The 23,108-nt window shown below is 42.7% G+C and carries 23 protein-coding genes and 1 riboswitch; of the genes, 14 read left to right on the top strand and 9 right to left on the bottom strand.

Going from position 1 to position 23,108, the window contains the following annotated elements:
• The first annotated feature begins 73 nt into the window (after positions 1–73).
• On the top strand, positions 74–1,537 hold the full coding sequence (locus tag ACIQXH_RS17370; RefSeq protein ID WP_403124947.1) for a protein adenylyltransferase SelO: 1,464 nt from the start codon (positions 74–76) through the stop codon (positions 1,535–1,537).
• A gap of 209 nt (positions 1,538–1,746) precedes the next feature.
• On the opposite strand, the gene ACIQXH_RS17365 is transcribed toward ACIQXH_RS17370, so the two are convergent.
• Both ACIQXH_RS17365 and exaC read right to left on the bottom strand, forming a co-directional pair.
• Positions 1,747–2,109: a DUF779 domain-containing protein gene (locus tag ACIQXH_RS17365; protein WP_402988992.1), complete on the bottom strand. Its 363-nt coding sequence runs from the start codon at positions 2,107–2,109 to the stop codon at positions 1,747–1,749.
• Between the two features lie 21 nt (positions 2,110–2,130).
• Complete coding sequence (gene exaC, locus ACIQXH_RS17360) at positions 2,131–3,651, bottom strand: acetaldehyde dehydrogenase ExaC (RefSeq protein WP_402871640.1); 1,521 nt, start codon at positions 3,649–3,651, stop codon at positions 2,131–2,133.
• 682 nt (positions 3,652–4,333) lie between these two features.
• On the opposite strand from exaC, the gene ACIQXH_RS17355 reads away from it, so the two are divergent.
• The 3 genes from ACIQXH_RS17355 (at position 4,334) to ACIQXH_RS17345 (ending at position 6,537) form a co-directional block, all read left to right on the top strand.
• Entirely contained in the window at positions 4,334–4,933 is a 600-nt protein-coding gene (locus ACIQXH_RS17355; protein WP_402988989.1) for a hypothetical protein, read from the top strand.
• A gap of 285 nt (positions 4,934–5,218) precedes the next feature.
• Positions 5,219–5,857 carry an FMN-dependent NADH-azoreductase gene (locus tag ACIQXH_RS17350; RefSeq protein WP_402988986.1) on the top strand — a complete coding sequence of 213 codons (639 nt, stop codon included), beginning with the start codon at positions 5,219–5,221 and terminating at the stop codon, positions 5,855–5,857.
• 143 nt (positions 5,858–6,000) lie between these two features.
• Entirely contained in the window at positions 6,001–6,537 is a 537-nt protein-coding gene (locus ACIQXH_RS17345) for a TetR/AcrR family transcriptional regulator (protein WP_402988983.1), read from the top strand.
• Between the two features lie 145 nt (positions 6,538–6,682).
• On the opposite strand, the gene ACIQXH_RS17340 is transcribed toward ACIQXH_RS17345, so the two are convergent.
• Complete coding sequence (locus tag ACIQXH_RS17340; protein WP_402988981.1) at positions 6,683–7,411, bottom strand: GntR family transcriptional regulator; 729 nt, start codon at positions 7,409–7,411, stop codon at positions 6,683–6,685.
• A 261-nt stretch (positions 7,412–7,672) separates the two neighbouring features.
• Between ACIQXH_RS17340 and ACIQXH_RS17335 the strand changes: the two genes are divergently transcribed.
• From ACIQXH_RS17335 to chbG, 5 genes are read left to right on the top strand one after another with little or no spacing between them, the layout of a single operon-like run.
• The gene (locus ACIQXH_RS17335) at positions 7,673–7,981 is read left to right on the top strand and encodes a PTS sugar transporter subunit IIB (RefSeq protein WP_402988978.1); all 309 of its coding nucleotides are present in this window, start codon (positions 7,673–7,675) and stop codon (positions 7,979–7,981) included.
• A gap of 4 nt (positions 7,982–7,985) precedes the next feature.
• Positions 7,986–9,341 (top strand): PTS sugar transporter subunit IIC, encoded by a 1,356-nt coding sequence (locus ACIQXH_RS17330; protein WP_403124943.1) that lies wholly within the window; start codon positions 7,986–7,988, stop codon positions 9,339–9,341.
• Positions 9,342–9,357: 16 nt separating this feature from the next.
• Positions 9,358–9,705, top strand: a complete 348-nt coding sequence (locus tag ACIQXH_RS17325) for a PTS sugar transporter subunit IIA (protein WP_402871619.1) — start codon at positions 9,358–9,360, stop codon at positions 9,703–9,705.
• Positions 9,702–11,048 carry a 6-phospho-beta-glucosidase gene (locus tag ACIQXH_RS17320; protein ID WP_402871616.1) on the top strand — a complete coding sequence of 449 codons (1,347 nt, stop codon included), beginning with the start codon at positions 9,702–9,704 and terminating at the stop codon, positions 11,046–11,048. The genes ACIQXH_RS17325 and ACIQXH_RS17320 overlap by 4 nt, the downstream gene beginning before the upstream one ends.
• Entirely contained in the window at positions 11,041–11,748 is a 708-nt protein-coding gene (chbG, locus tag ACIQXH_RS17315; RefSeq protein ID WP_402871614.1) for a chitin disaccharide deacetylase, read from the top strand. Before ACIQXH_RS17320 ends, chbG begins: the two co-directional genes overlap by 8 nt.
• A 76-nt stretch (positions 11,749–11,824) precedes the next feature.
• On the opposite strand, the gene ACIQXH_RS17310 is transcribed toward chbG, so the two are convergent.
• The 4 genes from ACIQXH_RS17310 to ACIQXH_RS17295 all read right to left on the bottom strand — a co-directional run bounded on the left by ACIQXH_RS17310 (position 11,825) and on the right by ACIQXH_RS17295 (position 16,089).
• Positions 11,825–13,306, bottom strand: coding sequence for a sodium:solute symporter family protein (locus ACIQXH_RS17310; RefSeq protein WP_402871611.1), 1,482 nt, complete (start codon positions 13,304–13,306; stop codon positions 11,825–11,827).
• Positions 13,303–13,503, bottom strand: a complete 201-nt coding sequence (locus ACIQXH_RS17305; RefSeq protein ID WP_402871609.1) for a DUF3311 domain-containing protein — start codon at positions 13,501–13,503, stop codon at positions 13,303–13,305. Before ACIQXH_RS17305 ends, ACIQXH_RS17310 begins: the two co-directional genes overlap by 4 nt.
• Before the next feature lie 209 nt (positions 13,504–13,712).
• Positions 13,713–15,050 carry an amino acid permease gene (locus tag ACIQXH_RS17300; protein ID WP_402988972.1) on the bottom strand — a complete coding sequence of 446 codons (1,338 nt, stop codon included), beginning with the start codon at positions 15,048–15,050 and terminating at the stop codon, positions 13,713–13,715.
• Positions 15,051–15,243: 193 nt separating this feature from the next.
• A riboswitch (glycine riboswitch) is annotated at positions 15,244–15,323 on the bottom strand.
• 223 nt (positions 15,324–15,546) lie between these two features.
• Positions 15,547–16,089 (bottom strand): GNAT family N-acetyltransferase, encoded by a 543-nt coding sequence (locus ACIQXH_RS17295; protein WP_403125025.1) that lies wholly within the window; start codon positions 16,087–16,089, stop codon positions 15,547–15,549.
• 290 nt (positions 16,090–16,379) lie between these two features.
• Here ACIQXH_RS17295 and ACIQXH_RS17290 point away from each other — a divergent pair, with 290 nt between their 5' ends.
• The 4 genes from ACIQXH_RS17290 to ACIQXH_RS17275 all read left to right on the top strand — a co-directional run bounded on the left by ACIQXH_RS17290 (position 16,380) and on the right by ACIQXH_RS17275 (position 20,620).
• Positions 16,380–17,768, top strand: a complete 1,389-nt coding sequence (locus tag ACIQXH_RS17290) for an amino acid permease (RefSeq protein WP_402988970.1) — start codon at positions 16,380–16,382, stop codon at positions 17,766–17,768.
• Between the two features lie 215 nt (positions 17,769–17,983).
• Entirely contained in the window at positions 17,984–18,943 is a 960-nt protein-coding gene (locus ACIQXH_RS17285; protein ID WP_402988967.1) for a hypothetical protein, read from the top strand.
• A gap of 119 nt (positions 18,944–19,062) precedes the next feature.
• Positions 19,063–19,632, top strand: a complete 570-nt coding sequence (locus tag ACIQXH_RS17280; RefSeq protein WP_402988964.1) for a TetR/AcrR family transcriptional regulator — start codon at positions 19,063–19,065, stop codon at positions 19,630–19,632.
• 52 nt (positions 19,633–19,684) lie between these two features.
• The gene (locus ACIQXH_RS17275; RefSeq protein ID WP_402988961.1) at positions 19,685–20,620 is read left to right on the top strand and encodes an SDR family NAD(P)-dependent oxidoreductase; all 936 of its coding nucleotides are present in this window, start codon (positions 19,685–19,687) and stop codon (positions 20,618–20,620) included.
• Between the two features lie 42 nt (positions 20,621–20,662).
• Here the strand turns inward: ACIQXH_RS17275 and ACIQXH_RS17270 are convergent, their stop codons facing one another.
• Together ACIQXH_RS17270 and ACIQXH_RS17265 are read right to left on the bottom strand one after the other, a co-directional pair.
• Positions 20,663–21,448, bottom strand: a complete 786-nt coding sequence (locus ACIQXH_RS17270; RefSeq protein WP_402988958.1) for a glucose-1-dehydrogenase — start codon at positions 21,446–21,448, stop codon at positions 20,663–20,665.
• A 19-nt stretch (positions 21,449–21,467) separates the two neighbouring features.
• Positions 21,468–22,328, bottom strand: a complete 861-nt coding sequence (locus ACIQXH_RS17265) for a GRP family sugar transporter (protein WP_403124940.1) — start codon at positions 22,326–22,328, stop codon at positions 21,468–21,470.
• Positions 22,329–22,527: 199 nt separating this feature from the next.
• On the opposite strand from ACIQXH_RS17265, the gene ACIQXH_RS17260 reads away from it, so the two are divergent.
• The gene (locus ACIQXH_RS17260; RefSeq protein WP_402871568.1) at positions 22,528–23,088 is read left to right on the top strand and encodes a thioredoxin family protein; all 561 of its coding nucleotides are present in this window, start codon (positions 22,528–22,530) and stop codon (positions 23,086–23,088) included.
• The last annotated feature ends 20 nt before the right edge of the window (positions 23,089–23,108 follow it).

The raw sequence follows: 23,108 nt of genomic DNA, 5'->3' as shown, positions 1-23,108 counted from the left end.
CATGCAAATGACTATTTTTGTTTTAAATATGAGGAAAAACCAGTACAGACATGACTAAAGAAAAGGGGATTCTATGACAAAAAATAATGAATCAGGATGGAACTTCGAAAATAGCTATGCTGGACTTCCAAAAGCTCTTTTCACCCTTACCGACCCGACTCCAGTAAGTGCACCTGAATTGATCATTCTCAATGAAAAGCTGGCTGCTACTTTAGGGTTGTCCGCGAAAGAATTAGAAAGCGATGAGGGTGTGGAAGTACTTGCTGGAAACGAGATTCCTGAAGGAGCCTTGCCTCTTTCCCAAGCATACGCGGGTCACCAATTCGGTCATTTCACGATGCTAGGTGACGGGCGAGCGGTGCTCTTGGGTGAGCAGATTACGCCAGAGGGGGAAAGGATGGACATCCAGCTTAAAGGTCCAGGAAGAACACCCTATTCACGCGGGGGGGATGGACGCGCGGCACTGGGTCCGATGTTACGTGAATATATCATCAGTGAAGCCATGCATGCGCTGGGAATTCCCACATCGCGTAGTTTGGCTGTAGTGAAGACAGGCGACCCGGTCTATCGGGAAACTGTGCTACCAGGTGCGGTTTTAACGCGAGTGGCTGCCAGTCATCTTCGTGTCGGGACTTTTCAATATGTTGCTAAGTGGAGGACAATCGAGGAACTGCAGGCCCTTGTAGACTATACTATCAAGCGTCATTTTCCCGAGGTGGAAGCTGCTGAAAACCGAGCTCAATCGATGCTAAGGGAGGTCATCAAACGACAGGCCAAGCTTATTTCAAAATGGCAGTTGGTTGGCTTCATACATGGGGTGATGAACACCGATAACATGACCATTAGCGGAGAAAGCATCGATTACGGCCCATGTGCCTTCATGGATACCTATGATCCGGAAACGGTATTCAGCTCCATTGACGTTCAAGGCCGTTATGCCTATGGAAATCAGCCGTACATTGCCGCTTGGAACCTAGCCCGATTGGCGGAAAGCCTACTGCCACTGTTGCATGATGATCAGGAACAGGCCATTCAACTGGCGCAGGATGAGATCTCGGAATTCAATAAGTTGTATCATACACATTGGTTCAAGGGCATGAGGGCAAAGTTGGGCATCTTTGATGAAGAGGCAGAGGATGAAGCGCTGATCGAAGGACTCCTCGACATGATGAAGAAGCATCGGGCAGACTATACGAACACCTTCCGTGCCTTAACGTTTGAAACAAAAGGGGACGCAGCCCTTTTCGATTCTCCGGAGTTTGACGAGTGGAAAAGACTGTGGCAGGAGCGAGTAGGGCGTCAACAGGAATCGAAAGACTCTTCGAAGAAACTGATGCAAGAAAGTAATCCTGCGGTGATTCCACGAAATCACCGGGTGGAAGAAGCATTGGATGCTGCGGTGAAAAAAGGCGATTACAGTGTGTTGGAACGACTTCTGGAAGTACTCTCACACCCATACGCGCATACGAGAGATCAGGAAGCATACGCAACAGTGCCTGAATCATGCGGCCCGTACCAGACTTTTTGTGGTACTTAATGAAATAGAGAAAAAAGAGAAAAAGCAAAGCTGCCCCATTTTTTAGGCAGCTTTTTTGTAAATCCCCATGATAGGATATTATCTTCATTGGAATGTGAGGATAAAAGAACAGTTTAAAAGTATTTATTAAAGAGTAATACCACATAGAGAGTAAAAAAAGAGCTGTCCGAATAGCCGAATTCGACTTTTGGGAACAGCTCTTCTAGATATTATAAAACTTTTTTCACTTCTTGGTATTCTTCCTCTGAAAAAACCCGCGAGCGTGTGATGAAATGTTGGTCTTCCACGCTATCAAGTGAGAAATCCGGGCCTCGTCCTTCAGTTGCATCGATGATCAGTTGCGTGTGCTTCCAATAATCGTATTGGCTTTTATGCATGTAGAAGGGTACATCGCCAATCGCACCGAGATGGATGTCTGCATCCCCCAGTTGAAAATCTCCTTCTCTATAGCACATCGGAGAAGATCCATCACAACAGCCGCCGGATTGATAAAACATGATAGAGCCATGTACTTTTTTAATAGAGTCTATTAATGTAAGTGCTTCGTTCGTTGCAATAACACGTTCTACCATGTTTGATCGTATCCTTTCGATTTAGAAGAATCCTTGAGCGTCTTTAGCGTAGCTTACTAATAGACATTTTGTTTGTTGATAGTGATCAAGCATCATTAGGTGGTTTTCACGGCCGATACCTGATAATTTGTATCCACCGAATGCTGCGCCAGCAGGATATTGGTGGTATGTGTTTGTCCAAACACGACCAGCTTCGATACCACGACCAGCACGGTAAGCGATATCTCCACTACGAGACCATACTCCAGCTCCTAAGCCGTAAAGAGTATCGTTTGCGATTTCCATTGCTTCATCGAAGTCTTTGAAAGTAGTAACAGCAAGTACTGGTCCAAAGATTTCTTCTTGGAAGATACGCATTTTATTGTTTCCTTTGAAAACAGTCGGTTTGATGTAGTTACCAGTTTCAAGTTCTCCATCAAATTTGTTTTCTTCTCCACCGATAAGTAATTCAGCGCCTTCTTCTTGTCCGAGCTTGATGTAAGAAAGGATTTTTTCTTTTTGTTGATTAGAAGCTTGAGCACCCATCATTACTTCAGTATCAAGTGGGTTACCAACTTTAATTTGTTTAACGCGTTCTAGTGCACGTTCCATGAATTTGTCATAGATTGATTCTTGGATAAGAGCACGTGAAGGACATGTACAGATTTCGCCTGAGTTCAATGCGAACATAACCATACCTTCGATTGCTTTATCTAGGTAAGCATCATCTTTATCCATTACATCTTCAAAGAATACGTTAGGTGATTTGCCACCAAGTTCAAGTGTTACAGGGATGATGTTTTCAGTTGCATATTGCATGATTTGGCGACCAACTGCAGTTGAACCAGTGAAAGCAATTTTAGCAATACGTGGGTTCGTAGCAAGTGGTTTACCAACTTCGATACCGAAACCATTAACGATGTTAAGAACACCAGCAGGGATGATATCTTGAATTAATTCAACCAACACCATGATAGAAGCTGGAGTTTGTTCAGCTGGTTTCATGACGATACAGTTACCAGCAGCTAGAGCTGGAGCGATTTTCCAAACAGCCATTAGGATTGGGAAATTCCAAGGGATGATTTGTCCAACAACACCAAGTGGCTCTTGGAAGTGGTATGCTACTGTATCATTATCTATTTGAGTTGTGCGTCCTTCTTGAGAACGAATGGCACTTGCAAAGTAACGGAAGTGATCGATTGCCAATGGAATATCGGCATTCAATGTTTCACGTACAGCTTTACCGTTGTCCCAAGTTTCTGCAACAGCGATCATTTCTAAGTTTTCTTCTAAACGGTCAGCGATTTTGTTTAAAATGCGAGCGCGTTCAGCAGGAGTAGTTTTTCCCCAAGCAGCTTTTGCAGCATGTGCAGCATCTAATGCCAATTCGATATCTTCAACAGTAGAACGAGCAGCTTTTGTGAATACTTTACCAGTTACTGGTGATTTATTTTCGAAATATTGGCCTTTAACGGGTGCAACCCATTCTCCACCAATAAAGTTATCGTATTTTTCTTTGAATTGTACGACAGAACCTTCTGTATTAGGATTAGCATAAATCATAGTTGTATTTCTCCCCTTTAATTGGTTTAGAAAACTAACCCCGATGAACACGATTGTATGAACAATGATAGGGAAATCATCCAGGTCTGCTTTCTATCTCTATAATCGTCTTTTTTCGACAAAAACACAAGCAATAAGAACTAGAAAAATAGATTACTAATAGCATTTTTGTAAAAATGTGGCTAATTTTTTAAAGGGAATCACCCTAATTATTCCATAATTTTCTCGATATTTCCTGTTCTTAGAAACACTGAAAAAAGAAAGTTATTTCGGAATATTTCCTATTATTCTTTAAAATGAGTGGCCGATTAATTCTCCGAAGGGACTGTCCATTGACGATTAAATCAGAGCCATCTAACTAGGAAAGCAAGGGGATTTCGGAAATAGTATCAGGAGCGTTAGGATTTCAATGAATGACAAATCGATTGAGTAGTAACCAACCTTCCTTTCCCTTAGCTTTTCTTATCTGGAAGAAACCATACGACAATAAGAAAACTTGAATGTAATCGAACTACCCATAAAGAATAACCAGTAAGTATCATGTGGATTTCTGCTTAATTAAAGGAAACAAAAAATACTTATACTGAATCAATACTTTTCTTATATAATGTTAAAGTGATTTGAAATGATTTTTTTACTTAAAGAATTATGATCGATCATACATATATAGGAGGGATACGGTATGAAGAAATTTGGATTTATCTTTTTAATGGTAATGATGGCGATGCTTGCAGCCTGCTCATCTGATGATGATAATGCATCGAAAAAAGATGAAGAGGGGGCATTGAAGGTCGATAAAGGCCTCCTAAATGTAGAAGTGACATTGCCTGCTTCATTCTTTGAAGGTGAGGACATCGATAGCGTCATTGCTGAAGCCAAAAAAGATGGTGTAAGTAAAGTGACGAAAAACGAGGACGGATCATTAACGTATAAAATGCCGAAGTCTAAGCATAAGGAAATGATGAAAGACTTAGAAAAGAATGCGGAAGAGACAATGGAAGAGATGAAGAATGGCAAAGATTATCCATCCATTAAAGAGGTCTCCCATAACAAGGCGTTTTCAAAGTTTACTTTAGAAGTGGATAAAGAAACATATGAGAATGGTTTCGACGGCTTTGCCGCCATGGGACTAGGCATAACTGGCATGTACTATCAAGTTTTTAATGGAGCAAGCCCGGATGAGTATAAAGTTACGATATCGGTTAAAGATGCGGCGACTCAAAAAGTCTTTGACGAAGTCGTCTACCCGGATGATTTAGAGGGTGAGGAAGAAGCCAAGTAACTTCCTGCGTGTTAAAAAAGTATGATATGAAGATAAGAGGCATGAGAGTACAGGAGAAATCCATACATCTCATGCCTTTTTACATATACAAAGGCTAATATCCGTATTTTTATATGAGGTCACCTAATTGATAATTATTTTGATTATTCACTTTTTAGTCAATATCAGCTAAATGTTGGATTTGCAACAAGCTGATAAAATTGATGGTTTGTTTAGTTAATCAATCATTTTATACTAAGTTTCACAACAGTTGTTGTAAATTTAAAAGAATTAGAGGTAATTATTATGACTAAGGTGTTATTAATTACAGCAAATCCAAATGATGAAAATCGTTCGGCTAGTATGGCAGCAGGAAAAGCATTTATTGAAACATATAAAGATACAAACCCAACGGATGAAATCGTGACCGTGGATTTATTTAAGGAAGAAATTCCAAATTTGGACGCAGATGTTTTCAGTGGTTGGGGAAAACTTCGTGCAGGACAGCCAATGGACGCTCTTTCAACTGAGGAATTAGCGAAAGTTAGTCGCTTAAACGAAATTCTCAATCAATTTGTTTCAGCAGATAAAATGATATTCGTAACGCCATTATGGAATTATTTATTCCCAGCAGTTCTGAAAGCATACATTGATGCCGTAGCTGTACCTGGTAAAACGTTTAAATATACAGAAAAAGGTTCTGAAGGCTTACTTCAAGGTAAGAAAGTGCTTCACATTCAAGCCCGTGGTGATTTTTATTCAGAAGGACATCCTCTAGCTCATTTAGAGCTAGGCAATCGCTATTTAAAACAATTGATGGCCATCATGGGCATTACTGAATTTGAAGGTTTATTTATAGAAGGTCATGATGCAATGCGAAATAAAGCGGAGGAAATTAAAGCAGCAGGCATCGAGCGTGCAAAGCAATTAGCCCAAACCTTCTAATCGTCTATTATCTTTATATTGCAATTCGTGGTTCATATGAATGGACCACGAATTGCTTATTTTTTTTCTGGAAATTCTTCTGTTATAATCGGGTCATTCAATTCATCCAACAAGTGTTAGAAATTATGAGAAGGTGGGTACGAATGAAAAAACAAGATCCACGAATCCAACGGACAAGGCAAAGTATCATGAATGGTTTTATGAGACTGATTAAACAAAAGGAATTTAGTGATATTACCATTGCTGATATTACACAAGAAGCAGAGATTAACCGTTCAACGTTTTACTATCATTTTATGGATAAATACGATTTAATCGATGAGATTCAAAGAGAAGTTCTTACGAAAGAAATTTTTAAAGAAGTAGCATTACAAGAAGACATCGATGAACAAACGATTATTATGTCGCTACAGGCTATTATGGGTTCTCAAATAAATTTATCGCTACAATGTCAACATGCTCTTGAAGAATTCAAATCGAAAATGGACCATGAAATTAAACAGCGATTGACGGAAACTCTGCAAGCCTTATTAGATAAAGAGCATGGCGTAAAGGAAGAACATTATTTACTTGCTACATTTTGGAGTTGGGGCATTTATGGTGTGGCAATGGCATGTGTAGAGGGGAAAGAAACTTTGCATACGGCGGTAAACCGTTTGACAACTATGATTTTAGGCTAGTGTGAAGGTCACCCATATAGAACGGGTTAAGAAAAGACAGAGGCAATCAAAAGATTCTTCAAGCCATCATTCACCGGATTTTCTCTTATGATGTTTTCTGATACAAAAAGAACTGTCCATGTCATGATGGGCAGTTCTTTTTGCATCATTCATAATTCCTTTCAATTACGAAATGGGAACGGTCTCCCCTGAAGTAGGTTTTGGAGTATTCGATGACGCTCTGGTCTACCTCGTACGTATGGGTTTCAAGCGAGAAACAGGGAGATCCATTGGGAATTTCCAGTTTTTCTGCAATGGACTCGTCGGCGAGGGCCAGTTCCAGATGTTCGATGGTCTTCAGGACTTTGAGATTGAACTGGTTTTTAAGCAGTCGGAATAGGGATGTTTCACAGGCCTTCATATCAAGACCGGGTGTTTTATGCCACGGTAGGTAGGCGACTTCGTATTGAAGGGGGACGGAATCTACATAACGCACCCGAACGAGTTTATTGATGGGATCACCAATATCAAGGTCGAATCGTTTGGCAAGGGATGCGTTTGCTTCAATGACAGTTAAACCCAAGACCTTGGTGGAGGGGTTTTTCCCCTGCATCATCACCTGATCGGAAAAGTTTTCAACCGTGCTGGTAAGTGTTTGGCGTACTTTATTTTCTGAAACGAAGGTTCCCTTACCTTGGATCCGGTACACATACCCTTCCACGGTAAGTTGCTGGAGGGCTGTTCGGACGGTCGTCCTGCTCACTTCGAATGATTTACAGAATTCTGCTTCGGTCGGTAATTTAGTGTTTGGCTGATAATCCCCATTCTTTATCATTTGAACGATGGATTCCTTTACGGCAGAATGAAGGGCTGTCACTTTATTCGTGGTTTTCAACATGCTTCCTCCTAGACATTTTTCGCTACTTCTAGAGTATATCTTGTTACAACAAGAATCAACTATAAAGTTATTTGTAGTAACAAATTTAAAATTTGTATTGAAATTAGATATAAATGACTATACAATGGAATATATAGGTAATGACCAATGTTCCACTCAAAAAGGAGGAGATACATTCGTAAAAGGTGAAATAAGAAAAGGAAGCACCTATTTACATCAAAAATACAGAATATTTAGAAATGAAAAGGGGAGAAATCTATGAATATCTTATTATGTTGTTCTGCGGGAATGTCTACGAGTTTACTAGTGACGAAAATGGAGAAAAGTGCGAAGGAACAAGGCATAGATTGCCACATATGGGCAGTGTCTTCTACTGAGGTGGACAGAGAAATGGATAAGGCAGATGTCGTTTTACTAGGGCCACAGGTTAGGTTCCTGCTTTCTAAGATGAAGCAAGCAGGCACAGCAAAAGGCATTCCAGTCGATACAATCAATCCGATGTTCTATGGTTTGTGCAACGGGGAAGAAGTGCTCAAACAAGCTGTTACTTTGATAAAAGGAGAATAAGGATATGATGACTTTTATTGATAAGTACATTATGCCGGCTGCAGTCAAGTTGGGGAATAACCGACATCTGTTGGCCATACGTGACACGTTGATTGGAATGATAGCGATTACAATTATCGGATCGTTCGCGGTTTTATTGAATAATCTAGGGCAAATCATCAAGCCATACGGAAGAATGATGGAAGCCATTTTCGGTCCTACCTGGACGACGCTTGGCAATGACATTTCATTCGGTACCTTTGCATTCATGACCATTTTTGCCGTTTTCGGTATATCTTATAAACTTGCTAAATCTTATGGAGACGATGGATTCGAGGCGATGCTCATTTCGGCGGCCTGTTTCTTCTTATTGCTTCCACAGATGGGATTGGTCTCGCTGACGGTTGATAACAAAGTCGTATCAGGCGAGGCAGCTGGCTTCATCAGTACCAATTACTTTAATGCAACCGCTCTCTTTACGGGAATTGCCGTTTCCCTTATTGCCACGGAGATTTTTGTAAGGCTTTCCAAACTCAAATTCTTGGTGATCAACATGCCGGAGGGTGTACCTCCTGCAGTAGGGCGCTCGTTTGCCAAATTAATCCCAGGTATGGCAACCATTTTCATCATCGGGGTGTTCGGATTGCTTTTCCGTATCGCAACGAATGGCCAGATCGTGAATGACTGGTTAAGTAAAGTGATCGTATCTCCGATGCAAGGGGCCGTGGATTCACTGCCATTTGCCATCCTTCTTGTCTTTTTCGTCCATATTTTATGGATGGTGGGATTGCACGGACCGAACATTCTTGGTGGAATCACGACACCGCTTTTTGAAAGTTCAGGCGTAAAGAATATTGATCTGTATGCAAAAGGCATTACAGATATGGACCAATACGGCGTCTTGGCCGGCTCGTTTCTTGATGCTTTTGTTTATCTAGGTGGATCGGGCGGAACGATGGGCTTGATCATTGCGATGATCATAGCCGGTAGAAGGCGGTATAAACAGATGATTGGGCTTGGTGGGGCCCCGGGACTTTTCCAAATCAACGAACCGATTCTTTTCGGGCTTCCCATCGTATTGAATCCAATCTGGTTGGTTCCATTCGTTCTAGGACCTATCATTACTACAGTCATTTCGTACTTAGCGGTGAGCAGCGGTCTGGTCTTCCCAATTGTAGCCAAAATTCCATGGGTGACCCCACCGATTGTCGGAGGATTTTTGGCAACAGGTGGCCATGTTTCGGGGGCTGTCCTGGCAGGAATCAATCTCGTCATTTCAACCGTAATCTACTTGCCGTTCGTGTATGCCCAAGTGAAAATTGACTCGAAAAATAAAACGGAGCTTACAAAGGATTCGGAAACAGAATCAGTAAGTCTTTAAGAAAGAAGTGGGGAACATGGAAAAAGAAGAATTATATCAGTTATCTTTCCAACTTGTTTTACACAGTGGAAATGCAAGGAGCTTTGCGATGGAAGCCTTGCAAGAAGCCAAGAAAAAAGATTTCGAAGCAGCCAGGCAGAAGATAGCGGAGGCGGAGACGGAATTATTGCAGGCGCATAAATTTCAGACCCAGTTGATTCATGCGGAAGCGGGTGGCGAGAAATTAGACATCCCGATTATCCTGATACACGCACAGGATCATTTGATGACGGCGATGACTTTGAAGGATTTGGCGGTTGAAATGATTGAGATGAGAGAAGAGTTTCTTGGAGCCAACAAGATCAAGGAGGGGACAGCGGAATGAGTAAGGGGTTGAAAATCGTTACGATAGGCGGAGGTTCAAGTTATACGCCGGAACTGATTGAAGGATTTATTAAATATTACAAGGAGCTTCCTGTAAGTGAAATCTGGCTCGTGGATATAGAAGCTGGCAAGGAAAAGCTTGAAATCGTCGGCGGGCTGGCAAGACGGATGGTGGAAAAAGCGGGAGTGCCGATCGATATTCACTTAACGCTTGACCGTAAGAAAGCTCTAGAGGGTGCCGACTATGTCACGACCCAATTACGGGTCGGGCAGCTGGCTGCGAGGGCGCTTGATGAGAAAATTCCGCTGAAGCATGGGGTCATCGGTCAGGAAACGAATGGACCAGGCGGGTTGTTCAAAGCATTTCGGACGATTCCTGTCATTCTTGACATCGCCCGGGAGATGGAAGAGATTTGCCCGAATGCCTGGTTGATCAATTTCACGAACCCTGCCGGCATGGTCACGGAAGCGGTTCTGCGTCATAGCAACATCACTAAAATCGTCGGTCTATGCAATGTGCCAATCGGGATGGAACGTGGTGTCGCCGAGTTGATGAAGGTGGAACCGGACCGGGTGCGAATTGATTTCGCCGGATTGAACCATATGGTATACGGGTTGGATGTATTCGTGGATGGAAAGAGCGTGAAAGAGGAAATTATCGATATGATTTCAGACCCGGATAAAGCGGTGACGATGAAGAATATCCATGCGATGGGATGGGAGCCAGAATTCCTTCGTGCATTGAATTTATTTCCTTGCCCATATCACAATTATTACTACAAAACGGGAGATATCCTGGCTCAAGAGCTGAAGGATGCAGAAAATGGGGAAACAAGGGCTGAGGTCGTACAAAAGCTGGAAACGGAACTATTTGAACTATATAAAGACGTCGATCTAGACATCAAGCCACCACAACTTGAAGAACGGGGCGGCGCTTACTACAGTGATGCCGCGGTTCGGTTGATCCATTCCATGTATACGGATAAACGTGATATACAGGCGGTCAATACGATGAATTATGGTGCGATTGAAGGCATCCCGTACGATTCAGCCGTTGAAGTGAGCTGTGTGATTACGAAGGATGGTCCAAAACCGATTACGGTAGGTGAATTACCGGTAGCCGTTCGCGGACTCGTCCAGCAAATTAAGTCCTTTGAAAGGGTGGCTATCGAGGCTGCCGTAACAGGCAACTATGATACGGCCCTGCTTGCGATGACCATCAACCCACTAGTTCCAAGTGACCGGGTGGGGAAATTGATTCTGGATGAAATGCTCTTGGCGCATAAGGAATTTTTGCCGCAGTTCTTCGAGAATAAGGAATTACAAGGAAGTTTTCATGATTGAAGTGCTGGTCAATGCTGATGATTTCGGGTTTTCGCGGGCTGTGAATTACGGCATATTGAATAGCCACAAAAATGGAATAGTCAATTCGGCGACCATGATGATGAATGCAAAAGCGACCGATCATGCCATCAGAATTGCCAAAGATCATCGCACGCTTAAGGTGGGCATCCATCTTGTCCTGACATGGGGACGGCCGCTGCTACATGATGTGCCTAGCCTTGTAGACAGAGAGGGAAACTTCAAAAAGCAAGATGAGGTATATGGGAACCCGGGTAGTATTTCCTTGGAAGAGTTGGAGAGGGAATGGTCTGCCCAGATTGATAAATTCATCGATTTGGGGATGATGCCGACCCATTTTGACAGTCATCATCATGTCCATGCGATCCCGGCCTTTTGGCCGGTCGTGAAAAAGCTTTCCGCCCATTATGGGCTACCAGTCCGAAAAGCGGGACCCCATTTTCAGGACATTGAAACAGTGACCGATACATTCCTTGACGATTTTTATGGGGAAAAGGCGGCCGTCGATTACTTTCAAACCCTTAACGAGCGGATTAGTGAGGGCAAAAGCGTGGAGGTCATGACCCACCCAGCCTACCTGGATGATGATTTGCTCCAGCATTCCTCCTACAATCAAGAAAGGCTCAAGGAAACGGCCATCTTGATGAAAGCCACATTGCCAGAAGGATTCATTCTCCGGTAATGATCGGTTCAGGAAGGCCCATTAAGACAAAAAAAGCAATCGGTCTCAGTTTTCACTGAGGTCCGATTGCTTTTTTTTATACTTCTTTAACCACTACGGGTTTAACTTCGCCAACTACCAGCTTCTTGAATGCGAGGCTGACAACCATCATCACGATAAAGTTCACAGCCAAGGCGATGATTCCGACATTCAGATCCTTCGCCGCTTGTGGCAAGGATGGGAACAGCGTGCCGATTGTCGATTGGCTGATGGTGATGTAGGTGACGATGGCCAGTCCACAGATGATACCCGCTATTGCCCCATATTTATTGATAAAGTTCTTCTTTTTCAGGCTGAATAACAGGGACGGGAATAGTTGTGTAATGAAGCTATATCCCATCAAGATCAAAGCAGACATCGTTTCTCCGCCGTTTAAGGTGAAGTAAACGGATATGAGTGCAATCACGGGAACGAGTAACTTGGCCAAACGTACCACATGCCGGTCTGATGCTCCAGGATGGAGTTCCTTATAGACATTTTTCGCTAGGAGCGTAGAGACGCTCATCAACAGCATCGATCCTGGCACTAATGCCGTCAACATGCCAGCCGCACCGATGACTCCTATAAACCATGGATCAAAGGTCTGTATCGCAAGGCGCAATAAGGAAAGGTCCGCATCGGCACCTTCCAGTCCCGGCACTTTCAAAATCGCTGCAAATCCTACAAAAAAGACAAATAGTAACATGAGCGTATACAGTGGACTGATGATGGCATTTTTACGAAATGTTTTTCCGCTCCGGGCCGTATAGACGGCACTGAATACTTGGGGCCACATGTAAAAACCAAATACGAGCAAGATGACGGTCGAGATGAACCATGAAACGCTAAGACCTTGTTCTGGCAGCGTCAGGAAACCTGGTTTGGCGGCATTTATGGTCTCAAACATCGGTTGAAGACCACCAAAGTAATGAATCGGAAGATAAATGCCCAGGAATGCGATGATGACGATCATCATGATGTCCTTGATGACGGCTGTCCAGGCTGATCCATGAATGCCTGAAATCATGACATAAATGGTCAGGCTGATAGCTCCAAGCCACACAGCGGTGGACATGGAAATGGCGCCATATGATGCTTCGGAAACAATGATCCCTAAGCCTTTGAGCTGTACGACGACGACCGGAATCATCGATACCACGCCGACAAGGGCAGCAAGAATCCCTAGAGTTGGGCTCTTGTATTTGCTTACGAAGAAATCGGATTGTGACATAAGCCGATTTTCTTTTGCGTATTTCCAAATGGCCGGAAGTAGCCAATAGGATAATACATAAGACAAGGTAATATAAATGAGGACGTATAAAGCGGGCGCACCCTTTCCATAAGCCCAGCCGCTTCCTCCAAGGAAGGAGAAGGTTGTGTAAATTTCCCCTGCCATCAATAGAAAGACGAATATGGCGCCAAAACCGCGGCCGCCCACCGTCCATTGTTCCAGGTTCATGTCTTTTCCTTTTGTCGAACGGATCCCAAGAAAAATCGATAAAAGTAAAAATGCTAAAATAATGATAAGAGCAATATTCATTCTTCTTCACCTTCCCGGTTCCTAGGATCCAACTTATACATGACGGCTAGAGTGACGGAAGTGAGCACGACCCACATCGCCATCCAAAACATATAAAAAGGCATCCCCAATACATAAGGTTCTACTTTATTAACAAAAGGAAGAAACCCTAATATGCCGATAAAAGGAACGAGTGTAAGAATATATAATACTTTCATGAAGCAACCCCTCCATTCTAAATACGTTTCACAGATTATGATGTTTTTCTAAAAAAATGTTTCCGTAATACCTAGTACCTTACACTAATTCGATAAAAAAATTAATAGTGTGGCAGAAAAAAATATTCGTCACGCTTCATTTTACTCTCTCATTTAATCACAGGAAAATGGGATAGGAAGGTAGACTTCCGTATCCCAAAATTCCTCGTTCATTTTTTTCGATAGTTATATATGACAACTAAAAGAATGAACCAAAGCGGTGTCAGCAATAATGACGGCCTGGTCGCTTCAGCAAACAGCATGACGATCAAGATGAAGACAAACAGCCCTAAGATTACATAGTTGATGAAAGGTGTTAAGGGAGCCTTGAAAGTGGACGTAGCCCTTAAGTCCGGCCGTTTTTTCGTATACCGGATATGGGAAATCAAGATGATGCTCCAGACCCATAGGAAGCAGATCGCACTAATCGTTGTCACGATGGTGAAAGCTTGCTCCGGTATGATTTTACTTAATAATGCCCCAATGGAGACAACGATGGTGGACGTAACCAATGCATTGCTCGGAACAGCACGTTTATTTAATTTCTTAAGTTTAGCAGGTGCTTCGTTATTGTTGCTCAAGGTATAAAGCATGCGGCTTGTTGAAAACAATCCACTATTCCCGGCAGAAGCGGCGGATGTCAACACGACGAAATTGATAATCCCTGCAGCAACCGGAATCCCGATCAAGGCGAAGACCTCCACGAATGGGCTGCTTGCGGCATCGAGCTGTGTCCATGGATTGACACAAAGGATGACGGTGATGGCACCGATATAGAAAAGCAATATCCGGACAGGGATCTTATTGATCGCTGACGGGATGTTTTTTTTCGGATTGGCGGTTTCGGCCGCTGTCACCCCAATGATTTCGACACCAACAAAGGAGAAGACGACTAGCTGTAGGGAAAGCAAAAAGCCGGATGCGCCGTTCGGGAACATGCCCCCATGACTCCAAAGGTTGTTGAGGGAAACGGTTCCTGTATCGGTTTGGAAGCCAATGATGAGTAAGACAATTCCCACAACGATCAAGGCGACGATCGTGATGACTTTAATGAGGGAGAACCAGAACTCCAATTCTCCGAATAGCTTCACGGTCAACAAATTCAATCCTAGTAGAATCACCAAGCAGGCAAGTGCAGGGATCCATTGCGGAATGTCGAACCAATATTGCATATAGACCCCGACAGCGATGATATCGGCCATGGCCGTCATGATCCAACAGAACCAATAGGTCCAGCCAGTCACGAACCCAGCCCACGGTCCGATGTATTCCGTGGCGAATTCGGTGAATGAGGAATATCCCGCGTTGGACAACAGCAATTCCCCTAAAGCCCTCATGACGAAAAACAAGGCAATCCCGATAATCAGATACGAAAAGATAATGGAGGGTCCCGCCAACTGTATGGCTTTTCCGGATCCCAAAAATAACCCGGTCCCGATGGTTCCTCCTATGGCGATGAGTTGTACATGTCGATTTTTCAAATCCCTTTTCAATTCTTGTTTAGCCAATTTGTGCGCCCCCGTTGTTATAATTCTTGAATGTGAAGTGCATGGTCCGTTGATTCCAATCGATCACCAGGGCAATGAATCTGTCCAGTTTAGTAGCGATTTCACTTCGTTTTTTTAGTGATGATTGAAAAAAGACAATAAAAAAAGAGATTGGAAGCTACCAATCTCGAAAGGTTAAAGAATAACAAATATTCGTTACTCTTCTGTCCTTTTGCCTGAGATTGTGAATCCTTCGGCGCTGCACGTGTGTACAGTCTCTCCAGAAGCTGCTCCTGCTATAGTGTGATCCATAGCATTCATCGCTTGCTTAGTATGTGGTTGTCAATAAATGATCGCTGTGAAAGATGAAATTCTTTTTGGTAACTCATTTATTCTTTTAAAATAATAATGGAATTCTATCACTATTTTGATTTTGGGTCAAAGGGATATAATGTAAATGTGGTGGGGGTGAATCTATATGACCAGTTTGATGCCCAAAAACGATGCGAACCCCGAATCAGTTTGATAAGGACATTTTTTCATAGTCCCTTTTAAGAATGGCCATGATGATTTCGTCCGAATATTTTCCGTTGAAATATAAAGACTCTCGTAAAATCCCCTCTTTGATAAAGCCAACTTTTTCATAGGCTCTAATTCCACGTAAATTATGGCTGAATACTTCCAGTTGCAGACGATTTAAAGCCAATTCCTCAAAAACAAATGTTAAAACAAGTCGGATAGCTTCTGTACCATACCCTTTGCCCGTTAATTCAATGGCATTCATCGAAATTCTAAATCCTGCCTTTTTGTCCTCTTCGTCCATATCAGAGATGGATAATTCCCCGATCATTCGATCGCTTTCGTTTAAGCAAATGGCTAGATCATGGCGTGATGGATCTTCACGTACATTCTTTATATGACATTGAAGCTGCTCTAAAGTGAATATAGATTTTGTTCCTGTCATATACCGTATCTCCTCATCCTTTGTATTTTCTAAAAGGATAGGTGCATCCGATTCTTTTAAATAACGGAGATAGATTCTTTCTCCTATTAATTTCATTTTCTTTTCACCTCCGTCGATACTTACTATCAATAGTACATAGGATTCCTTCACCCGTATAGGGAAAGAACCATTACCACTCATGTCCTCCTATCCATTACTTCTAGAAGGCCAAAAGTGTTTTTCCTAAAAGTACATTTGTATTTCTACGGAATATTTATTATTATAAGATAAGGAAATGCTTTTGTGGGTAGAGTACTTTAGGAAGCATTGTAAATCTATTAAATTACTTATCTTAAATAAGGATTAGAGAATCGTCATTTTATGCTTGTACATCTGGGGGAGTTATCATGTCAAATAAAGAATTAACTAGAGGGCTGGAGGCACGTCATATTCAGATGATTGCCTTGGGCGGTACGATCGGTGTTGGGTTATTTATGGGATCTGCCAGCACAATTAAGTGGACCGGCCCCTCTGTCATGCTGGCGTATGCCATCGCGGGACTTTTTATCTTTTTTATCATGCGTTCGATGGGGGAAATGCTGTACCTGGAGCCTACTACGGGCTCATTCGCAACGTTTGCGAGTGATTATATCCATCCATTGGCAGGATTTGTAACTGCTTGGAGCAACTGGTTCCTATGGGTGTTGGTCGGCATGTCTGAAATCATTGCCGTAGGATTATATATGAATTTTTGGTTCCCTGAACTGCCGGCTTGGATTCCGGGAGTGGTGGCCATGGTCATCCTTGGCGCCGCTAACCTCATTTCCGTCAAATCCTTCGGTGAATTCGAATTCTGGTTTGCACTGATCAAGATCGTTACCATCATCTTGATGATCATTGCCGGTCTAGGTCTTATCTTTTTCGGGATAGGGAATGGTGGGGAGGCAATCGGCCTTTCCAACCTATGGGCTAATGGCGGTTTCTTTACGGGGGGATGGAAAGGTTTCTTCTTTGCCCTTTCCCTTGTTGTGGCATCTTATCAAGGCGTTGAACTTATCGGGATCACTGCAGGTGAAGCAAAGGATCCGAAGAGGACCATTACTAAAGCGATCCAAACGATCATTTGGCGTATATTAATCTTCTATATCGGCGCGATTTTTGTCATCGTCACGGTATTTCCTTGGAATCAATTAGATGAACTTGGAAGCCCGTTTGTATCGACCTTTGCCAAAATAGGCGTTACCGCAGCCGCGGGCATCATCAACTTTGTCGTGATCACGGCGGCGATGTCAGGATGCAATAGTGGGATTTTCAGTGCAGGGCGCATGCTTTATACCCTTGCCTTGAACGGGCAAGCGCCAAAAATCTTTGCAAAAATATCGAAAAGCGGAGTGCCGGCCTATTGTACAATCGCTGTCATGTTGGGCTTGGCCATTGGTGTTGTCCTGAACTACCTGGCTCCACCGGAAATATTCCTGTATGTGTACAGTGCAAGTGTGCTGCCCGGGATGATTCCATGGTTCGTGATTCTTATTAGTGAGCTTAGGTTCAGGAAGGTACGAGCTGAGGAAATGAAAAACCATCCATTCAAAATGCCTTTTGCCCCGTATACCAACTATGCAACGATTGCATTCTTACTATTGGTATTGGTCGGCATGTGGTTTAACCCGAGTACGCGACTCTCCTTGATTGTGGGCATCGTTTTCCTAGCAATCGTTGTAGCCTGTTACTACCTACTGAAAATGGATAAGCGGGTACCGTTAGACGTGAAGGCGAAAGAGGATGTATCTGCGTAATATAGAGTGTCGGAAAAAGTTATGCTTCGTGCATAGCTTTTTTTGTTTGACCGATATATGTAGGGGATTGACCGATAAAAGTGGCCAGTTGACCGATAAACCTTCCAACTTGACCGATAAAATGAGAAATTGACTGATATATGTAATTTATTGTAATGTTGGGCGCTTGAATATAAGATGAAGAGAAGAAATATACATAAAAGAAGGTGATTCGATTGAGAAAAGTGGAGAGGATTTTTAGCATTAATTCTCTGGTTAAGGAATTATGGGAAAGTCAGCCGGATATGAGATTCCTTCAATTGTTGGATTGGATAGAATCGGAGTACTCGAAACAGAATGGGGGATTTGGGCAAGGAAATTTGTTCAAACGGGATTCATATCAAGCCGAGGAGCCTTTTTCTTATATCGATTTATTTTATCTTGAGGACGAGCTGTTAGAGCAGTTTTTATTGCAGTTGGTAAAGGATACTAAGACTAGGCTTAGGCTTGAGAAGGTTCAGGCTGAAAAAGGGAGTAAACATTGGATTCAGCAATTCGTAAATAACAGGCAAGGGGAATTGAACCATCTTATTTTGATGAGTTCGCCTTCCTTGCTGACTTTCCTTGCTAAAGAGCGGTCCATCCAGTGGAAGTCCCCATTGCGGGAAACGGGTTACCAAGAATACAGAAATGAATTTTTGGAGCTTGAAAGTGTGAGGCGGGGCAGACGAATCGAGCTGGAGAAATATTGGCCAAGGATGGGGCCGCAATGGGATGGATATGCCACGGTGGCAGGGAAAGATGGTCAAAAAGGGTTTTTGCTAGTGGAAGCGAAGGCCCATTTGAAAGAAATGACTTCATCGATACGGGCAAAGGATCTGGACAGTAGATTCCTGATAGAGAGTACCATGAAGGAAACGATGGAGGCGATGGGTTCCCGGGCCCCTATGGAAGTCTGGCTGAACCGTTATTATCAGTTGGCGAATCGTTTGGCTTTTTTATATATATTGAATGAGAAAATGGGGATTCCAACGTGGCTGGTCCTTGTGAATTTTCTTAAAGATGATACCCATATACCTACCGGTTCTGTGGAATGGGTAGAACATTACCAAGAAGTTTTTAGCGAAATGGACATTACATCCGAATCGAATCCATTATTTGATAAGATCGTCACGGTCTATCCAAGTTGTAATTGATATGTGGAAAACTTAGGGAGAGCTTAATCCTCGGCTCTCTCTTTTAATTGGTACTTATTGACAATGGTAAAAATATGAATTATACTTTTAATTAACCAGTGGTCAACAAGGAGGATATCATGTCACCAAGAAAATCCGTTACACAGGAATTAACACGGGAAATGATAATGGACGCAGCACGGGATCTCTTTGTGGCGAAAGGGTATCAGCATGTTTCCATGAGGCAGATTGCGAAAGAATTAGGGTACAGCCATGGTGCTCTTTACTATCATTTCAAGAATAAAGCGGAGTTGTTTTACGCGTTAGTGGAAGAACATTTCGCCATGCTCGATCAAAAACTGGATGATGTGATGCACCAAGCCATCCCAAATGGGGAAAAGCTAGAGAACATTCTTTTGGGCTTCATTGAATTCGGGCTGACCCATCAAAGCCATTATGAAATCATGTTTTTGATCAAGGACGAAGAAGTACAGAACTTCATCAATCAAGGGCCACACAAAACCTATGAAAAATTCGCCCAGATTATTTTCACTTTATGTGAGAACAAAGTCTCCATCCAGCATATTTACAGCATCTTTTTATCCTTGCATGGTTTTGTCACGCATTATTGCCGTCATGTCACGACGTATGAGGAAGTAAAGAATCTAGCTGTGTTGCACGTGAAATTTTTAACAAAATCAATTAGCTGATTTTTTTTACCACGTATTGACCAGTGGTTAAATAAAAGGGAGGGCGTCCATTATGAAAAAAGCATTGGTAGTAGGAGCTTCAGGAGGAATGGGGTATTCAATCGTCAAGGAATTATCAAACAGGGGGATCTCGGTGACGGCCTTTGCACGCACCCGCAGTAAGCTAGAAAAACTTTTCGGAAATGATTCGAATGTGACGATCCATACGGGAGATCTATTTCAAGTGGAGGATTTAGAAAGAGCAGCCCAAGGTGTTGACGTCATATTCCAATCAGCGAACATTCCCTATTCAGAATGGGATGAGAAGTTAGTGGTCATGATGTCCAATATTATGGAAGTGGCAAAAAAGAATGAAGCGAAACTTGCCTTTGTCGACAATATTTATGCCTATGGACGCAGTTCAGGGAAAAGCGTGACTGAAATGACGGTTAAACATCCCCACACGAAAAAAGGAAGCATCCGCCTGAATGTCGAAAACCTGATTAAGGAATCAAACATTCCTGCAATCATTGTTCACTTTCCTGATTTCTATGGTCCCAATGCGGAAAGTTCTTTACTGCATTATACGCTTAATCATGTCATTAAAAATAAGAAGGCCAGTTATGTGGGCGACCAAAGCATTGCCAGGGAATTCATATACACCCCGGACGGAGCAAAAGCCATCGTTGAATTGTCCCTTAACGAAGAAGCGTACGGTCAGAACTGGAATATACCCGGTCATGATGTGATTACTGGAAAAGAACTAATCAAGATCATTCGCGACATAACGGATTATCAAAAAGGAGTATCCACCATTTCAAAGAAGATGATTCAATTCTTGGGGATCTTCAACTCCCAGATGCGTGAAGCGGTCGAGATGTATTATTTGAATGAAGAACCGGTTGTGTTGAACGGGGAAAAATACGAAAAGCTGATTGGACCGGTGCCTCGGACTTCTTATCGTGAAGGGTTGATCGAGACGGTGGAGTATATGAAAAGCCATGCATGAAAAAAACACGGCGTAAGAACGCCGTGTCGGTAATCCCTATAATCAACCTTTCCCAGCTTCGAATCCAGGGTATTTGGTCATGCCGCCATCCGCATATAGTGTCAAGCCGGTGACGTAGCTGGATTCTTCGGATGCGAGCCAAACCGCACATGCAGCGATTTGTTCCGGTTTTCCGATATAGCCCATCGGAATCAGGTCGATGACTTCTTGTGTCGCCTTTGGATCATTGAATTTCTCGGCGTTAATCGGTGTATCGATCGCTCCAGGGGAAATGTTATTCACGCGGATTCCTTTTGGCGCATATTCAAGGGCAAGTGTTTCGGTCATCATTTTGACGCCACCTTTACTTGCTGCATAGTGAACAAAATGTGGCCATGGAATTCTGTCATGAACCGAAGACATATTGATGATGTTTCCTTTAATATCATGTTCTAACATATAACTGATTGCATCCCGACTTGCTAAAAACATGCCGGTAAGGTTGACGTCGATGACCTTTTGCCAATCTTCTAGCGTCAGTTTTTCGCTTGGCACTTCATTTTCAATGCCGGCATTGTTGATCATGATGTCGATGGTACCGAATGTATCCACTGCAAACTGAATTAATTTCTTCACATCTTCTTCTTTTGTAACATCGCCTTGAATGGCTGCGGCCTTCCCGCCTGAAGCTTCAATCGTTTGAATGATTTCCTTATAGTCGTTCTCTTCCGAATGATAATTTAAGACAACTCGTGCTTTTTCCTTTCCGAAGCGTTCCGCCATTGCTTTACCTAATCCTGTTGCGGCCCCTGTGATTACGACTACCTTGTTCTCTAAATCTGTATACATACTATATCCTCTCCCTTATTTATTCTTTTGTGAATCCAATCATGACGCCACCGGCGATGACTAAGATACAACCGATGATGACATAGGTCATTTGTTTCTTTGATTTTTTCTCTCCTAATAGGAAGATGCCGCCTAAAGTGGAAATGACGATACCCATTTGCGAGAATGAAAAGGCAATGGCAACGCCCACTTTTGGATTAGCGAGAAGGAGACCGATATTCCCGGTCGCCCACATGATCCCAGTTAAGATGTTGCGTCCGGCATATTTGTTGAATGGTTTATGTTTAATGGATAGAAGGAAAGCTGCAATAAACATTCCGATCGCTTGTGGCAAGATAGCCGACCACCCGTCAATGTCAAACCATCTGACGACGATGACATAGGTGACAAAACCAAGAGTGGAGACGATCAAGTAAAGGATTCCTTTTTTCATGCTGCCTTCATTTTTCCCTTTACTACCTTCATAGCTTGTCAGCAATACACCCGCAATCAAGAAAATGATGGCAATCACGCCAAGGATGATCGTCGAAGTGGTGTTCCACTCCTTAAAGACGATAACCGCAAAAAATGTATTTCCTAGTATTTGCAATCCGGTTGAAATGGGAACGGTTTTGGAAACGCCCATTTCCTTGACACTATTGAACTGAAAAAGTTGACCGAACGCCCAGCCAATCCCTGAAATGATTCCGACAATCCAGATGAGGCTCGTCCATTCGGGAGGATTGATGACCGACATCACGATGGCAAACAATAAAGAGCCGATGGTGATACCGAGTGTTTGGTTATATGAGTTGCCCCCGAGTTTTTCGGAAACAAGTACCAAGCTTCCCCACGTTAATGCGGGGATAAGTGCATAGAGAAAACCTTCCACAAAATCCATCTCCTAAGTTACAAACATTTGTATTAATGAAAAGTACTAGTTATTTAGTTAGCTACTAATAAATTTCCCTTGTTTTCTAAAATGAAAACATTTTTTTAATATATTAATTTAGTTACATGATTCGTTTCTCCCGAATCAATGGGCTGAAAAATAAACCGGTTTATGGTATTTTTAATTAAAATTAGTTAGGAGTGGGAACATGACGACATTACATGAATGGTTTGAAAAGGGGATACCTGCAAAGGAATTTGTGGAGTCGATGAAAGTGAATAAGGAAGGCTTGCAATCCGTATACGAGCGTTTTTCCATTTCGGAAGAAGACCGTGCATTTTTCGAAGAAGTAAAAGGGAAAGAGCTGAGAGCGATTGTCATTACAGAAGATTGGTGTGGCGACGCGATGATGAATATCCCAATCCTTTTGAACATCGCACAGGCAGCAAATATTGATACGCGGATGATTCTGCGGGATCAAAACCTTGAGCTGATGGATCAGTATTTAACGAATGGAACGGCACGATCGATTCCCATCTTTATTTTCATCGATAATCAAGGGAAGGAAAAAGCGGTTTGGGGCCCTCGAGCACCTAAAGTACAGGAGTTCGTAATGGAATTGCGCAAGGATTTACCAGCTAAGGAAGACGAACATTTTGAAGCGGCACAAAAGGAGCTTTTTAAGAAAATCGGGGAATCTTATGCCCAAAACGAACAGCTTTGGCAAGAAGTGTACAGCAGTATTAAAGAAACATTGACGAAGGCGTAAACCACTTGCATCCCCGTTTT

Source organism: Peribacillus sp. NPDC097225 (assembly GCF_044761955.1).
GTDB lineage: Bacteria > Bacillota > Bacilli > Bacillales > DSM-1321 > Peribacillus.
The sequence above is the reverse complement of the archived record's forward strand: the minus strand, read 5'-3'. Positions and strand labels throughout refer to the sequence as shown.

Excerpts from the sequence above, each read along its gene's own strand:
- ACIQXH_RS17305 (WP_402871609.1), bottom strand. The coding sequence starts at position 13,503 with ATGAAAGTATTATATATTCTTACACTCGTTCCTTTTATCGGCATATTA.
- chbG (WP_402871614.1), top strand. The coding sequence starts at position 11,041 with ATGATTGAAGTGCTGGTCAATGCTGATGATTTCGGGTTTTCGCGGGCT.
- ACIQXH_RS17260 (WP_402871568.1), top strand. The coding sequence starts at position 22,528 with ATGACGACATTACATGAATGGTTTGAAAAGGGGATACCTGCAAAGGAA.
- ACIQXH_RS17310 (WP_402871611.1), bottom strand. The coding sequence starts at position 13,306 with ATGAATATTGCTCTTATCATTATTTTAGCATTTTTACTTTTATCGATT.
- ACIQXH_RS17365 (WP_402988992.1), bottom strand. The coding sequence starts at position 2,109 with ATGGTAGAACGTGTTATTGCAACGAACGAAGCACTTACATTAATAGAC.
- ACIQXH_RS17325 (WP_402871619.1), top strand. The coding sequence starts at position 9,358 with ATGGAAAAAGAAGAATTATATCAGTTATCTTTCCAACTTGTTTTACAC.
- ACIQXH_RS17370 (WP_403124947.1), top strand. The coding sequence starts at position 74 with ATGACAAAAAATAATGAATCAGGATGGAACTTCGAAAATAGCTATGCT.
- exaC (WP_402871640.1), bottom strand. The coding sequence starts at position 3,651 with ATGATTTATGCTAATCCTAATACAGAAGGTTCTGTCGTACAATTCAAA.
- ACIQXH_RS17280 (WP_402988964.1), top strand. The coding sequence starts at position 19,063 with ATGTCACCAAGAAAATCCGTTACACAGGAATTAACACGGGAAATGATA.
- ACIQXH_RS17290 (WP_402988970.1), top strand. The coding sequence starts at position 16,380 with ATGTCAAATAAAGAATTAACTAGAGGGCTGGAGGCACGTCATATTCAG.
- ACIQXH_RS17320 (WP_402871616.1), top strand. The coding sequence starts at position 9,702 with ATGAGTAAGGGGTTGAAAATCGTTACGATAGGCGGAGGTTCAAGTTAT.
- ACIQXH_RS17275 (WP_402988961.1), top strand. The coding sequence starts at position 19,685 with ATGAAAAAAGCATTGGTAGTAGGAGCTTCAGGAGGAATGGGGTATTCA.
- ACIQXH_RS17335 (WP_402988978.1), top strand. The coding sequence starts at position 7,673 with ATGAATATCTTATTATGTTGTTCTGCGGGAATGTCTACGAGTTTACTA.
- ACIQXH_RS17355 (WP_402988989.1), top strand. The coding sequence starts at position 4,334 with ATGAAGAAATTTGGATTTATCTTTTTAATGGTAATGATGGCGATGCTT.
- ACIQXH_RS17330 (WP_403124943.1), top strand. The coding sequence starts at position 7,986 with ATGATGACTTTTATTGATAAGTACATTATGCCGGCTGCAGTCAAGTTG.
- ACIQXH_RS17295 (WP_403125025.1), bottom strand. The coding sequence starts at position 16,089 with ATGAAATTAATAGGAGAAAGAATCTATCTCCGTTATTTAAAAGAATCG.
- ACIQXH_RS17265 (WP_403124940.1), bottom strand. The coding sequence starts at position 22,328 with ATGGATTTTGTGGAAGGTTTTCTCTATGCACTTATCCCCGCATTAACG.
- ACIQXH_RS17270 (WP_402988958.1), bottom strand. The coding sequence starts at position 21,448 with ATGTATACAGATTTAGAGAACAAGGTAGTCGTAATCACAGGGGCCGCA.
- ACIQXH_RS17350 (WP_402988986.1), top strand. The coding sequence starts at position 5,219 with ATGACTAAGGTGTTATTAATTACAGCAAATCCAAATGATGAAAATCGT.
- ACIQXH_RS17345 (WP_402988983.1), top strand. The coding sequence starts at position 6,001 with ATGAAAAAACAAGATCCACGAATCCAACGGACAAGGCAAAGTATCATG.